This window comes from Endozoicomonas sp. YOMI1 (assembly GCF_024606345.1).
In the GTDB taxonomy this organism is placed as follows: domain Bacteria; phylum Pseudomonadota; class Gammaproteobacteria; order Pseudomonadales; family Endozoicomonadaceae; genus Endozoicomonas.
In genome coordinates this window covers 1-12883 of sequence record NZ_JAHHPM010000448.1, presented here as the reverse complement: position 1 = coordinate 12883, position 12883 = coordinate 1, and the positions used below count along the sequence as shown (strand labels likewise).

The window sequence follows — 12883 nt, the reverse complement described above, 5'->3', positions numbered from 1 at the left end:
ATAGTAACTGCCCACTTAGCCAGAAAATACGATTCCATTTGGCCAACTACTTATAGTGGTTGATCCTATTGATCTATATTGAAATTACGGTTTTTCCGAAATATTGATTTATTTTTGTTCTATGTCAATGGCTTTAATTTTTGGTTTATATAAAATTCAGTTTTAGATTTTTAACCCTTCTCTCATTATTCAATTTAGCCAGTTCGCTGGCTGTCTCTGTTTTGAACTCTTCCCGGAGATGGTGGTGAACGGTGGTAGAGGTTTGCGTATGCAGGTCATACAGGCTGATGTAGCCATTGTCGGTGCCGGAGGTGCCGGTCTTCGGGCTGCGATTGCCGTTGCAGAAAAAAATCCTGAACTTAAAGTAGCACTGATTTCCAAAGTCTACCCTATGCGGAGTCATACGGTGGCTGCAGAAGGCGGTTCAGCCGGTGTGATTCAGGATCATGACTCTCTGGAAAACCACTTTGTTGACACAGTTGCCGGTGGCGACTGGCTCTGCGATCAGGATGTGGTCGATTACTTTGTGTCCCACGCCACTGAAGAGATGATCCGCCTGGAGCACTGGGGCTGCCCTTGGAACCGTAAGGACGATGGTGACGTAAACGTTCGTGCTTTTGGTGGTATGAAGATCGAGCGCACCTGGTTTGCTGCAGACAAGTCTGGCTTCCATATGCTTCACACGTTGTTCCAGACGTCCACCAAGTACCCATCTATTGAACGATTTGATGAGTATTTTGCCACTGACCTGATCATGGAAGACGGCCGTGTGCAGGGCGTTGTTGCCATCGAAGTGAAAACTGGCGAACCAAAAGTATTCCTGGCGAAATCCGTGGTTCTGGCAACAGGTGGCTCTGGTCGTATATTCCGTTTCAACACCAATGGTGCCATTGTGACCGGTGACGGTCATGCCCTGGCCCTGCGTGCTGGCGCACCGCTGCGTGACATGGAGTTTGTCCAGTACCACCCAACCGGCCTGCCAGGCTCTGGTGTATTGATGACGGAAGGTTGTCGTGGTGAAGGCGGTATCCTGTTGAACAAGGATGGTTACCGTTACCTTCAGGATTATGGTCTTGGACCAGAGACTCCGGTTGGTCAACCAAAGAACAAATACATGGAACTGGGCCCGCGTGACAAGCTTTCCCAGGCCTTCTGGCAGGAGCAGCGTAAGGGCCGCACCATTGAAACGCCACTGGGCGATGCGGTGCACCTGGACCTGCGTCACCTGGGCGAACAGAAACTGATGGAGCGTCTACCACTGATCTGTTCTCTGGCGAAAAACTATCTGGGTGTTGATCCGGTTCATCAGCCAATTCCGGTACGTCCTGCGGTTCATTACACCATGGGTGGTGTTAGAACGGACATCAACTGTGCCACCGATCTGGCCGGTCTGTTCGCTGCAGGTGAATGTGCCAGCGTGGGTATGCACGGTGCAAACCGACTTGGTTCCAACTCGCTGGCAGAGACTGTGGTCTTTGGGAAGGTTACCGGTGACAGTGCGGCCGATTTTGCCAGCCAGAATGTGATGTCTGATGAAGGCAAATTGCTGGATCAGGCAAAAGCGCACCTGGCGGCCATCGAAAGCCTGCGCAATGCCAATGGTAATGAAAAAGCATCGCAACTGCGTCACGAAATGGTGAAAACCATGGAAGACAGCTTCGGTATTTACCGGGTGGGTGAGCAGATGCAGGCCGGTCTGGACAAGATCTCCGAACTGCGTGAGCGCTTCAGGAACGTGAAGGTGGAAGACAAGAGCAAGGTCTTCAATACCGAACTGCTGCAGGCCTTTGAACTGCAAAGCTCCCTGATGGTTGCTGAGTGTATGGCCATTGGTGGTGTTGAACGTAAGGAGTCCCGTGGTGCGCACCAGCGTATTGATGGTTTCGAAGCCCGTGATGATGTCAACTTCCTGAAACACTCCGTCACTTTCTTTAACGGTGATGCCAAGCCTCGCCTGGAATATGAAGACGTGAATGTAACCCGCTTCCAGCCAGAAGAGCGCGTTTATGGCGCCGCAGCCGAGAAGAACGCGGCTGAGAAAAACGGTGAAGGGAAGTAAGGAGGCCCCATGAGTGATAAAACCATAACCATCGAGATTCTGCGATATAACCCGGAGACCGATGACAAGCCGACATTTGGCACCTTCACCATTCCTTATGTGGAAGCCTGGTCCATGCTGGATGCCCTTGAGCATATCAAGGATGAACTGGATTCCAGCCTGGCTTACCGCTGGTCCTGCCGTATGGCGGTGTGTGGCAGCTGTGGCATGGTGATCAACGGTACACCAAAGCTCGGCTGCGAAACCTTCCTGCGGGATTACTATCCGAACACCATTCGGGTTGAGCCACTGGCTAACTTCCCGATTGAAAAGGATCTGGTGATTGACTCAGAAGACTTCATCAAGAAACTGGAGTCAGTGAAACCCTACATCATCAATGCGATGGAGAAGCCAGTTGCGGAGGGGGTGAATAAGCAGACGCCTCAGCAGCTGGGCCTCTACAAGCAGTTCTCCATGTGCATTAACTGCATGCTGTGCTACTCCGCGTGTCCACAGATGGGCTTGAACCCACTGTTTACGGGGCCTGCGGTGATTGCCCTGGGCCACCGTTATAACCTGGACAGCCGTGATGATGGCTATGAGCAGCGTACCGAAGTGATTCAGGGCAAGAATGGTGTCTGGTCCTGTACCTTTGTGGGCTACTGTTCAGAGGTTTGTCCAAAGAATGTTGACCCGGCCGCTGCCATCAACCAGAACAAACTGCAGGGTTCCCGGGATTGGGCGCTCTCTTTCCTGATGCCACGTAAAGGAGACAAGTAATGAGTCGTCGCCCCTATGTGCGTCCTATGAAGCGCACCTGGTATATGGATCATCCCTTCTACCGCCAGTACATGGTACGGGAATCCTCCTGCGTATTTGATGGTCTCTATGCCATTAACCTGTTTGTCGGTCTGATGCAACTGGTCAAAGGTGAAGCAGCCTGGAATAGCTGGCTTGCCTTCCAGGCCAACCCGTTAATGATTCTGTTCACTGTGGTTACTCTGGGTCTGACCATTTACCATGCCGTCACCTATTTCGATATGACACCCCGCGTTCTGCCACAGGAGATTCGTAAAATGGTAAAAGACAGTGTGGTTAACAAACTGATGTACGTTGGCCTGGCTGTGGTTTCTGCAATCATTCTGGCTGCGGCCACTGTGGGACTTTGACGGGACGGGAGTTAGGAGAGGGAACATGAGTAATAAACGCCATATTGAACCTCTGTTGTGGAGTCTGTTTGGGGCTGGTGGCACCACTATCGCCTTTTTCTTTCCGGCCATTATTTTTGTGGTTGGTCTGGGCGTGCCTCTGGAAATTATTCCGGCAGAAGCGCTCTCTTACCAGCGAATGTCAGCATTCTTTCTGGAGAACTGGATTGGCAAACTGGCGCTGATGGTGGCTTTGGTGCCTTCTTACTGGGCCTGTATTCACCGTATTTACCACGGTGCTCACGATCTGGGTTTGCACCCGGGTGTTGGGGTAAAAGTGGCCTGTTATGGTGGTACGTTGGGTCTCAGTCTGGCAACCATTGCCTTACTGCTGTTTTAATCTGGTTGTATGAAGGGGCCGACCAGGCCCCTTTTTTGCCTAAAAAAACTATCCTGCCGGTGAGGCTTTTTCAGAGCGTTGGCTTTTTTCCTGAAGATAATTTTGCTCGATTCGTCGTTGATTGCGTGCCTGAGCTATTTTTTCGGCCAATGCCGGGTCTTTTGTCAGTAACTCTTCCTGCTCGAACATCACTTGATTGATCTGCTCGTGAATTTTCTGGGTGATGCTATTGACCATTTGAGTACGATTCACCGCTGTTAGTGAGTGTGTCTGGATAAAGCTGTCCACCGCCATTCTGATCATGGAACCCAGCGGACTGTCATGTTCATCGGATTTTTGAATAATAAGATCAAGACTGCCCAGGTTTTCGAGTGTCATGGTGTGAGTCCTGTGGTCAGAATAGCACTGGTTTCCTTTGCATAGAGAGCCGCAAAGTGATTGCCTATTGCCTGTTGAGTCTCGTTGGGCAGAGGACTGACTGTGTTTATTGCGGCCAGAGCTTCATTCAGTTGATCATTTGTTTTACAAGCAAGAATTGCAGGCAGAACACCACCCCATTGACCTTGTCCTGAAAGTGCTTTGATCATTTCCCGATGATCAGGTGATAAAGACTCAACCTGGCGCTGGCCAACGGCCAGATTGCTGGTTGCATTAGCGGTCCTGTCCGACTGGGGAGTCGCCCTGGCTTCGCTGACCGGGCGTCCTTTATGACTGGCGTTGTTATTAGCAGGGGAGGTATGACCCTCTTGTGCTGGTATATAAGATGTCTGGTTGTCGCCAGTTATTTTTGGAGGCATCTTTTCCATCCCCGGTTTGCCAACATAAAATGTTTTGTAAGTTTTTTGCCTTGTTTACTAGTAAGATAATTTATCGGCGGCTTCAGTTTTATTTCTACCGAAAGCTGCCAGTTTATCCGGGAGAGTCTGCATGCAGAAAATAGTTGTGGTGACCGGCGTTAGCCGGGGGTTGGGTCTGGAACTGTGCCGTCAATATCTTGCGGAGGGTGCAAAGGTTTATGGTTGTTGCCGCTCTCCGGAACAGTCGCAGAAACTGCTGGAGCTTAAACGCAGTGCTGGCTACCAGTTTGAGCTGGTTCCTCTTGATATTACCCAGCCCGGAATGATCCATAACCTGCAGTATGTGATTGAAGAACCCATTGATATCCTGATCAATAATGCCGGAATTTATGGCCCTTCTGGTCTGTCTTATGATGAGGTAACCGTTGACCCATGGATGGAGGTTTTGCGGGTCGATACGGTAGCCCCGATGATGGTTACGCAGGCACTGGTGGAAAAAGTAGCCCAGAGCCATGAGAAGAAAATCATCATGATGTCCAGCAAAATGGGAAGTATGGGAGACAACCATAAAGGCGGGAGTTACATCTATCGCTCTGCCAAAGCCGCATTAAATGCGGTGGCTAAAAGTCTGGCCGTTGACCTTGCCAAGAAGGGTATCAGTGTCGGTGTATTGCATCCGGGCTGGGTTCAGACGGATATGGGGGGCGTCAATGCTCTGATTGATACTGAAACTTCAATCAGGGGAATTCGCAAGGTTATTGATCAACTTTCGTTGAAAAACAGTGGCCAGTTCATCAGTTATGATGGATCAGTGATTCCCTGGTAAGTTGATTAATCTGGTGAACTTTGCATGCAATCTATTGTTCAATCGCTACATTTTTTTGCCCGTTATGGCTTAAGCCTGACGGTCTTGTTTCTATTGTCTGCAATCCCATCCGAAATTGCTGGCTTTTACCTCCAACAGTCTTTTGCTGGCAATAGCGAGATAAGTGGAGTGTTTGCAGACCTGTTTGCTTCAGTGTTGATAGAGCCGCTGGCCACGGGGGCAGCGATTTTCTTTATTGAGAGTCGTGATCAGGGGGAGAAGTTAAGCCTTTATGACAGTTTAATAAAGTCGGCGGGTATCTATTTTCAGTTGGCGACCAGTTACTTGGTCGTGTTTGTGGTAGTAATGCTTGGGTTTAGCCTCTACCTGATGCCAGGGTTTTATCTGCTGTACAAATTGATGTTTGTGGAGTTTCGAGTTGCCCTTAAGGACGAGTCACCAATGGAGGCTATTCAGGCAAGCTTTAATCAGACGAAGGAGCAGTGGTCCCTGTTGTTGCCTTTTACCGTACTGCTGCTCACTCTGCTGTCCTCACAATCCCTTATAAGCTATCTATTGATGAGCCAGGAGAATGTACTGCGGTTACAGGTTATTGGTGGTGTTCTTGAGGCACCCTTTATGGCGTTTGCCGTTGTGGTTGGCTTTCGACTGTTCAGCTTGACCAGTCAGCAGCCTTCATAGTTTAGGATACAGGGCTTCAATACTGTTAAACGTATCCTGCAGTTCAAGAAAAAGAGGATCATAACGTTCCGGCTCCACTTGTTGCCCTGACTGTTCAAGGTCTCCGGCAAGTATTGCCAGTTGCTCCGCTCCGACGATTGCAGCACCACCTTTAATCCTGTGGGCAAAGTTGACAATAAGGGGCGTTTGCTGATTGTTGACCGCTGCTTTCAAATTCAGGATGTCTTCCCGGGTGCTTTGGAAAAATGTTGATAATAACTCTTCCAGCAGCGCCTCATCACCGTCGGTGATTTGATGTAAATTTTCCAGATTGATCATAAAACTTCCTGTACAAATCACGGATAAATTAGTTTTTCGCCATTAAACTCCAGTGCTTTAGTGCTGCCTGACCAATAACTGATGTCTTTACCGATGCTGCGATAAACAGGCCTGAAAAGTTCTCACCTTTTTCACTGCTTGCTTTATTAATCTAAGGCAGCGTTACAAATGCTTTTTGAATCGCTCAAGAACAGCCTGGATAGCCCGGTCGAAAACCGGGTTTTCTTCCATAATACGGACAGAACCGTCTTTAATTTCCTTTTTGAGTTCACTTCCAGAGCGCTCCGAAACACGCATTCCCGAGCTGTTGACAAAAATATATCGATGACTGTCTTTACTGAGCCGGGCAAGTTTGCAGCGGAGTCGATGTGAGTCACCTTCGCCAATAAACTCAACCCACTGGCCCGGGTGAAGCCCATCAATAATGACCGGGGCAAATGAGGAGTGGTGCTCCTGAGCATCAGCCACTTCATTCTGTTCATCCGGGAGCAGCTCAAGCTCCTGAGGGTGTTCGGTTGCTTCTGGGGCGGGTTCAGACTGGAGCGAATCTTCCAGGCTAAGCCCGGACTGTCCGCAGGAAAGAATAATTTCCTCAGAGTCTTCCGTGAGACTCTCGGTCTGAAAGTCAATGGTATGGTCATCGTCGCATTCTGTTGTCTGCAACTCTTCTGGCTGTTCGTTGGGTGCTGTAGGATGGTTTTCCGAACTCTCAGGCTCTGGTTCCAGGATGAGATTCAGGTTGAATTGAAATCCATCAAGACAATCCTGAAATACATCGGGGTTTTCGCTGTGGTCAGAGATGATGGTGCGCACAGTATGCTCAATCAGTAGCAGTACATGTTTGCTAAGTTGAGGGTCACGACAGTACAGCATTCCAGCAGACGTTAAGTCATTTAACAAGAGACGGGCCGGGTGCTTTTTGTAGGTTAAAAAAGCATCGTTCAGGATCGCCTGTTTTAAAATCGGGATTTGCAATAATGCTATGGTTTTTTTTACTTCATCAGGCAGGTTGTGATCATCCAGAATGTACTCAAACAACCAGCCAACCATATTGATGAGGTCTTCATGATGGCGTGAGAGTTTTGAATTAACGCCTTGTATTTCCAGGGCATCTACGACCAGGTTCTGTAGGTTTCTTATTGAAACGTGCTGCTCAAGAACATCCACTTGCAGTGAACTGAGGACATTGGCCAGATCAACGGCCCTGACCCTGTTAGCCTTGGCCTCAGGGATGAGCTCGTCTTCGGCAAGCATGTCTTCCAGTCGGGATACCAGTTTCTCAGCAAAGCTATCCAGAAACTGAGGGTTTCCCATGTCTGGATAGTAACTCTGTTGAGGTGCTGGTTGTGTTTGATCCGGGAAGCGGGATGCAGATACGGATTGGTGGCTTGGGCCGGAGGCTGGATTTGCTTCCAATCGCTCAACCGGAGATGACTGTTGGGGGCCCAGGCCTTTATTGATAATTAGCTGATCTACTTTAAGCCAGAGTTCATCAGCCGCGTTATTAAGATGGCAGGCAAACCAGCGGAATAATTGTTGTTCGATATCACGATCTGGATGGAGACTTTCCAGAGCCATGGCAAAACTTTCGCAGATACGCTCCGGGGTGGCAGGGTAAGTACCGTCATGCCGGGGATAGGTGCTCTCGAGACTGCTTTTAATTCGACAAATACGTTCAGAGTTTTTACTGCTTTCAAAATTATTGGTTGCAGAAAGCCAGAGGAGTTGATGGTCAAGTTCAGAATTGTCCAGTAATTCAAGTGTTAAGACACCTTCTTGCGGTGCAGGCTGATCACTCTCTGCGCTGGTCAAATGATCGAGGAAACTTTTTTTAATTAAAGATTCAGACTTCTTCAAACGGTTTTTGATATCGATCCAGCGCATCATGTCCTGATCGTTCTTGATGTCTTCCAGATTGGTTTTTAACTTAGTAAGTAAAACAGGAAACAGCGTGTCGGACTCAGGACAAATGATTTCTTGAACCAGTTGATTTAACTCAGAAAAAAAAACTCTTTGCGGTGGCTTGTTGTCGCCACTTGGACTGAGAGGAATAATGTTGGAAGATTGAATTGACATGCTGGCCACATCCCTGTACTGCACAACGTCACCTGCAAGGTATGAAATACCCACAGAGACCACCAATATCATTTTGCTAAATATAATTATATTGAGAGTATTTAATTATATTAAGTAGCTACTAATGCTGCGTTTTAACTACCTTTGGCCAAAAAAATGACAATGGATCAGAGTGCTATCCCTGTCTGAGTTCTTTGGCTATTTCCCTGGCTTTATCAAGGGCTTTGTTGAAGCCATTTTTAAACAGGTTTTCACGAATCTGTCGCTGGAGCTCTTCCGGGGTAATCTCCCCATCTTCTGCAGCTGTTTCAGCAAGCTTATTTTCCTCCTTGTTTTGTACAAGGTTTGAAAACTCCTGTGACTGCATCGGGTCAATACGATCTACCGGTTTGACATTACCTACCTGGCCCGAGTTATCAGAGGGTAGGTTCTCTATATCCTTATTGGTAATGAGTGACATGGTCAGGCTCTCCCTTGCCCAGTGCAAGCTGGCTTCTGGTAAATTATGCGAATTTCGCCTTATCTGGCGGCATTGTTCGCTAATGCTTTAGTCCCTATAAAGTTCAGTTTAGATTATGAACAGAGATTATAAAAAGACAGAAGACCCGGTTTTTTGTTTAATAATGCCCCCTGACTTAATGAGCTGACAGCTGGTCTGAAGATCGTAAAGCCACCTGTATCACCGCCGACAACTGAAAATAGTACAGCCGGGAGAATACTATGAGCGGTGAGCATTTTACGTTAACGATCAGTCAAAGCACGTCTGACGCTGGCGATTTTGCCATACATATGAAGGAACCTGATAAGCCTGAGCAGTTGTTAGTTCATTTGAGATTTATGCCGTTGGCTATGTTCGATGAGGCTTATCTGGATGATCTTGTCGGTGTGATGGCGAGGAAGCTGGCAAAAAGAATAATTGAATGGCGTGTAGCTCCCGATGATTCTGATGCAATGGATGCCTGTCAAAATGAGGCTCGTGCAGTCGTTCAGGAAGCTTTGGAAAGAATGAAAAAAAATTCAGGCTAGTCTTTCAGGGATAGTTGTATTCTGACTGGAACGGCTTTTGCCTATAAGAGAAGGTCATGGTATCAATCATGGAAGTCCTTCCCCGTTTATCTCACTTCATACCCTGATTTATTTTCTGCTTATAATCATCACCTAAGCATTGGCCATTAAGTCATGCGTTAAACTCCCTATAGGCTATAAGCAAGGGTCTGTCGGTATTTTGTAGCGATTTTTGATGACGAAATAACTCGCTATGGACATGACCCGCTTCGTGAATACTTTTGGCCGTTACCTTCGGCAGAAGTCTTATGATGTTACCTGCCATCGGGAAGTATCGCGTTCATTTAAACCAGCGGCCGCAATTAAGTATTGGTGAAATGTCGTATTTTTATTAAATGACCAATATATTAGCCATAAATAGTCATTGTGACTAATATTTTAGTCAATTATTGGTAATTGGATTTTCAGCTCTCCCCCACAGACTATATTCCCCGACTCTCAGGCAGTGCGACACTGGAGCAATTGCTCTCCTTGGCAGCGCGTATTGAACAAGGTCTCCCGGTTCCGAAAGAGCTGGAACAAGCTCTTCATCATGGTACATCAATCGGTGGTGCCAGACCCAAAGCCCTGATTGAAGACGGTGACAATAAATACATTGCCAAGTTCTCCTCCAGTTACGACCTCTACAGTATGGTCAAGGCTGAATTCATCGCCATGCGACTGGCCAGCCTGACGGGCTTGAATGTGGCTGATGTATCACTGGCACAGACAGCTGGAAAGGATGTTTTGTTGATCCGGCGGTTCGACCGGGAACTGGCCAGTAAGCCCAACAAGGGTTGGTGCAGAAAACACATGGTGTCGGCTCTCCCCCTTCATGGGCTGGATGAAATGATGGCTCCTCAGGCGATGCTGATTAAAAGCAATCAGCGGCAGAGCCAGTTAGCGCTGCTGTGTCTGCAGGCAGCTGACATCTTCCTGCTAACAAGAGAGCAGGCCAAGGATATTATTGAACATCAGAAAGCGACTATCGAAGAAAACTGGGTTGACGTTTGTGATGAGGCTGAACTCAGTGAGGTTGATCGTACACTGTTCCGTTTCAGGTAATTTCTGAACTCTTACAGCTTTGAAAATTATCCGTAGGTTGGACTCAACGGCTTTTTGTGGAATGACAGTGGGGATTGAGGCGCGGGTATTCAAGCGAGGACATTCCTGACATCTTTTTGGTATTAAAAGACTGTTTATTAAGGATTCCAGGCTTTGTTCATAGTAAGATGCGAGGACTACAAAACACGCCTGAAGTGGTGAAAGGTTTTTTCAGGTTGCATGACACCAGCTACGCTTGCTACCAGGTTGCCAGTGCTATTCCGCAATCAACAGTATCATTTCGTAAGCGTCCAAGCAGGGGGCAGACTCCCCCTACTTGTCGAGATCGGCTTTTAATGGATTGGCCCCGAATTTCTCTTTCCAGAGTCGCGGTATCAGTTCCCTGATATCACGGGCCGGGTGGAGGTTGATGCGTTGAAGAACATCAACCAGGTATTTGTAGGGATCGATGCCCGCCAGCAGGCAGCTGGTGATCAACGTCTGGAACACGGCAACATTGTCTGCGCCTTCTTCCGTCCAGCAGAACATCCAGTTCTTTCTGCCCATCGGGATGCAACGAAGGCCACGCTCAAGATGATTGGTGTCTATCGCTACCGTTGGATCGTTCAGGTAAACCTGAAGCTCCTTCTCCCGCTTATGAACATAGCCCAGTGCCTTGCTCAGAGGGTTACTGGGAACCAGGTCAAGCCGTCGCAGCTGTTCCCGGTTCCACTCAAAGAACTGGTCGACCAGGGGCTTGGCTTTTTGTTGGCGATAATCACGCAGTGTATCGCCTTCCAACCCCTGACGACGGATGTCATCTTCAACCTTGTACAATGCGCCGATCTGTTTCAGGGCTTCTTTGGTCGCTTCGGGTTCCGCTTTTTCTGATTTGACGAAATAACGTCGGCTGTGTGTCCAGCACTCGGCATGAGTGATCTTTGGGTATTTTGCGCAAAGGCTTTCGTAACCGGGGTAGCCACCCGTGAGTAATACCCCTTCAAATTCTTTCAGGTAAGGTTCAACCACATCACAGGAGCGGCTGTCGGAGTAGATAAAGGCTATTTCTTCCTGGTCACCATAAAAGCACCAGAAGTAGCCTTTTTTCATTTTACCCTTGCATTTCAGCCCGGCTTTTGAAGGTGTTTCATCCAGTGCCAGGGTGTGACTTTCAAGGCAGCTATTCAGTACTTCATGGGCGACAGGTTGTAACAACTGGCCAGCACGCTGCTCCAGATTGGTCAGCGTGCCACGACTGACGGTGATACCGCTGGCTTCCAGTCTCTGGTGTTGACGGTAAAGCGGCAGGTGGTAGCGGTATTTCTCAACCAACAGGCCAGCTATAAAGCTCACATCGGCAAAGCTGCGGTCAAACAGACCGGAGGGGGCTGCCGCAGTGCTCAGGGTTTGGTCTGCCTTGTGGCGAACGACATCCCTCTGGTATTTCAGAATCACGTAACTGCCCGGACGCTGCGCCAGACGATGGGTATATTTATGGTCAATGATTTCATACTGGTCGGCGTCTTCACCCTGCATTTCAGGAGCCGCAATATGAATCAGCTCAACGGGTACACCTTCCGTGAAGCGCAATCCCTGATCGGTAACACAGTCATCCGGCCTGTGCTTCTTTCTGCGCCCAAAGGTGATGATTTCTGTTTCCGGAATCTCTGGAGACTCAATGCCCTTGAGTATCTCCCCGAGAGCCAGCTGGTCCGGGCTTACTATCAGTCTCTTTTCCGATTTTTCACCAAACAGCTGTTGTTTAAACCAGGCCAGCTGATGTTTGAGGGACTCGTTTTCCTGCTTCAGGTGTTCGTTCGCAGATTTGTGTTCCTGCAACAGCACCTGCAACTGCTTGAGCAGCTGCAGGTGAGAGGGTTGATTGGCAGGAATAGGAAGATTCGTAGCCCTTGAATGTAGCTGCTATTCAGAGGTTGTGCTGTTCGAGTATCATAACGTTTGTGATAGCGGATAGAACGGGTATCAATACCGTCAATGATCAGCTTCAGGTCGGTCAATGCCAGCAGCTGTTTAACCGCCTGACCGGCGTGGGAGTGAAACTGACCCTGCTCCAGCCGTTTACTCCAGATGCAGTAACCGCTGCGTTCAAAGTACAGCACCTTGCACTGGTTTCGATGACGATTGATGAAGACGAACAACTGCCCACTCAACGGGTCTTCCTCAAGGGTATTTTTCACCAGGGCGACCAGGCCGTTGTATGACTTTCTCATATCAGTGGGGCGGTTATAAAGCCAGACCCGCACCTGTGATTCAGGAAAAAACATGATCAACGCCGCATACGCAGGGTTACAGCACCGGGTAATTCGAGTTCAATTTCCCATGGAGGCAGATCTGATGGTGTGTTGTGAAAATCGGTTTTAAATTCGAACCAGTCAAGGTCTGGTTGTGCAGGTTGATCGGGCCTTTCGGTTGCCTGCCTTAGTTTGCGCTTCCACAATGTGAAGGTGGACAGGCAGATATTGCGCGAAAGGCAAAAAGCTTTCTGGCTGA

16 protein-coding genes are annotated in these 12883 nt (G+C 48.5%); 8 read left to right on the top strand and 8 right to left on the bottom strand.

All coding sequences use genetic code 11. The features are described from left to right. Positions 1 to 244: 244 nt before the first annotated feature. The 4 genes from frdA to frdD are packed head-to-tail and all read left to right on the top strand — an operon-like array spanning position 245 to position 3586. Positions 245 to 2059 carry a fumarate reductase (quinol) flavoprotein subunit gene (gene frdA, locus KDK15_RS15970; RefSeq protein ID WP_373691387.1) on the top strand — a complete coding sequence of 605 codons (1815 nt, stop codon included), beginning with the start codon at positions 245 to 247 and terminating at the stop codon, positions 2057 to 2059. Positions 2060 to 2068: 9 nt separating this feature from the next. Continuing rightward, positions 2069 to 2818: a succinate dehydrogenase/fumarate reductase iron-sulfur subunit gene (locus KDK15_RS15965; protein ID WP_257296382.1), complete on the top strand. Its 750-nt coding sequence runs from the start codon at positions 2069 to 2071 to the stop codon at positions 2816 to 2818. Further along, positions 2818 to 3207, top strand: coding sequence for a hypothetical protein (locus tag KDK15_RS15960; protein WP_257296381.1), 390 nt, complete (start codon positions 2818 to 2820; stop codon positions 3205 to 3207). The genes KDK15_RS15965 and KDK15_RS15960 overlap by 1 nt, the downstream gene beginning before the upstream one ends. Before the next feature lie 25 nt (positions 3208 to 3232). Next, positions 3233 to 3586, top strand: a complete 354-nt coding sequence (gene frdD / locus KDK15_RS15955) for a fumarate reductase subunit FrdD (RefSeq protein WP_257296380.1) — start codon at positions 3233 to 3235, stop codon at positions 3584 to 3586. A 48-nt stretch (positions 3587 to 3634) separates the two neighbouring features. On the opposite strand, the gene KDK15_RS15950 is transcribed toward frdD, so the two are convergent. Beyond that, complete coding sequence (locus KDK15_RS15950; protein ID WP_257296379.1) at positions 3635 to 3964, bottom strand: hypothetical protein; 330 nt, start codon at positions 3962 to 3964, stop codon at positions 3635 to 3637. Beyond that, positions 3961 to 4383, bottom strand: a complete 423-nt coding sequence (locus KDK15_RS15945) for a hypothetical protein (RefSeq protein ID WP_257296378.1) — start codon at positions 4381 to 4383, stop codon at positions 3961 to 3963. Before KDK15_RS15945 ends, KDK15_RS15950 begins: the two co-directional genes overlap by 4 nt. A 130-nt stretch (positions 4384 to 4513) precedes the next feature. On the opposite strand from KDK15_RS15945, the gene KDK15_RS15940 reads away from it, so the two are divergent. Both KDK15_RS15940 and KDK15_RS15935 read left to right on the top strand, forming a co-directional pair. After that, positions 4514 to 5209: an SDR family oxidoreductase gene (locus tag KDK15_RS15940; RefSeq protein WP_257296377.1), complete on the top strand. Its 696-nt coding sequence runs from the start codon at positions 4514 to 4516 to the stop codon at positions 5207 to 5209. A gap of 24 nt (positions 5210 to 5233) precedes the next feature. Beyond that, positions 5234 to 5890, top strand: coding sequence for a hypothetical protein (locus KDK15_RS15935; RefSeq protein WP_257296376.1), 657 nt, complete (start codon positions 5234 to 5236; stop codon positions 5888 to 5890). Here the strand turns inward: KDK15_RS15935 and KDK15_RS15930 are convergent. From KDK15_RS15930 to KDK15_RS15920, 3 genes are all read right to left on the bottom strand, one after another. Then, entirely contained in the window at positions 5885 to 6208 is a 324-nt protein-coding gene (locus KDK15_RS15930; protein ID WP_257296375.1) for an Hpt domain-containing protein, read from the bottom strand. The two genes, KDK15_RS15935 and KDK15_RS15930, sit on opposite strands and share 6 nt — an antisense overlap. Before the next feature lie 162 nt (positions 6209 to 6370). Further along, positions 6371 to 8284, bottom strand: coding sequence for a DUF1631 domain-containing protein (locus KDK15_RS15925; RefSeq protein ID WP_257296374.1), 1914 nt, complete (start codon positions 8282 to 8284; stop codon positions 6371 to 6373). Between the two features lie 175 nt (positions 8285 to 8459). After that, positions 8460 to 8744, bottom strand: coding sequence for a hypothetical protein (locus tag KDK15_RS15920; protein WP_257296373.1), 285 nt, complete (start codon positions 8742 to 8744; stop codon positions 8460 to 8462). Between the two features lie 260 nt (positions 8745 to 9004). Between KDK15_RS15920 and KDK15_RS15915 the strand changes: the two genes are divergently transcribed. Beyond that, entirely contained in the window at positions 9005 to 9310 is a 306-nt protein-coding gene (locus tag KDK15_RS15915) for a hypothetical protein (RefSeq protein WP_257296372.1), read from the top strand. Positions 9311 to 9745: 435 nt separating this feature from the next. Next, positions 9746 to 10393 carry a HipA domain-containing protein gene (locus KDK15_RS15910; RefSeq protein ID WP_257296371.1) on the top strand — a complete coding sequence of 216 codons (648 nt, stop codon included), beginning with the start codon at positions 9746 to 9748 and terminating at the stop codon, positions 10391 to 10393. Positions 10394 to 10705: 312 nt separating this feature from the next. Here the strand turns inward: KDK15_RS15910 and KDK15_RS15905 are convergent, their stop codons facing one another. The 3 genes from KDK15_RS15905 to KDK15_RS15895 all read right to left on the bottom strand — a co-directional run. Then, a complete protein-coding gene (locus KDK15_RS15905) occupies positions 10706 to 12217 on the bottom strand; it encodes an IS66 family transposase (protein ID WP_373691386.1) in 1512 nt (503 codons plus the stop codon). Further along, positions 12178 to 12657: an IS66 family insertion sequence element accessory protein TnpB gene (gene tnpB, locus KDK15_RS15900; protein ID WP_257296369.1), complete on the bottom strand. Its 480-nt coding sequence runs from the start codon at positions 12655 to 12657 to the stop codon at positions 12178 to 12180. Before tnpB ends, KDK15_RS15905 begins: the two co-directional genes overlap by 40 nt. A gap of 2 nt (positions 12658 to 12659) precedes the next feature. Further along, the coding region (locus tag KDK15_RS15895; RefSeq protein ID WP_257296368.1) for a hypothetical protein at positions 12660 to 12883 on the bottom strand (224 nt) is incomplete at its 5' end.

Coding starts and splice junctions, on each gene's coding strand:
- KDK15_RS15965 (WP_257296382.1), top strand. CDS start 2,069: ATGAGTGATAAAACCATAACCATCGAGATTCTGCGATATAACCCGGAG.
- KDK15_RS15960 (WP_257296381.1), top strand. CDS start 2,818: ATGAGTCGTCGCCCCTATGTGCGTCCTATGAAGCGCACCTGGTATATG.
- frdD (WP_257296380.1), top strand. CDS start 3,233: ATGAGTAATAAACGCCATATTGAACCTCTGTTGTGGAGTCTGTTTGGG.
- KDK15_RS15950 (WP_257296379.1), bottom strand. CDS start 3,964: ATGACACTCGAAAACCTGGGCAGTCTTGATCTTATTATTCAAAAATCC.
- KDK15_RS15945 (WP_257296378.1), bottom strand. CDS start 4,383: ATGCCTCCAAAAATAACTGGCGACAACCAGACATCTTATATACCAGCA.
- KDK15_RS15940 (WP_257296377.1), top strand. CDS start 4,514: ATGCAGAAAATAGTTGTGGTGACCGGCGTTAGCCGGGGGTTGGGTCTG.
- KDK15_RS15935 (WP_257296376.1), top strand. CDS start 5,234: ATGCAATCTATTGTTCAATCGCTACATTTTTTTGCCCGTTATGGCTTA.
- KDK15_RS15930 (WP_257296375.1), bottom strand. CDS start 6,208: ATGATCAATCTGGAAAATTTACATCAAATCACCGACGGTGATGAGGCG.
- KDK15_RS15925 (WP_257296374.1), bottom strand. CDS start 8,284: ATGTCAATTCAATCTTCCAACATTATTCCTCTCAGTCCAAGTGGCGAC.
- KDK15_RS15920 (WP_257296373.1), bottom strand. CDS start 8,744: ATGTCACTCATTACCAATAAGGATATAGAGAACCTACCCTCTGATAAC.
- KDK15_RS15915 (WP_257296372.1), top strand. CDS start 9,005: ATGAGCGGTGAGCATTTTACGTTAACGATCAGTCAAAGCACGTCTGAC.
- tnpB (WP_257296369.1), bottom strand. CDS start 12,657: ATGTTTTTTCCTGAATCACAGGTGCGGGTCTGGCTTTATAACCGCCCC.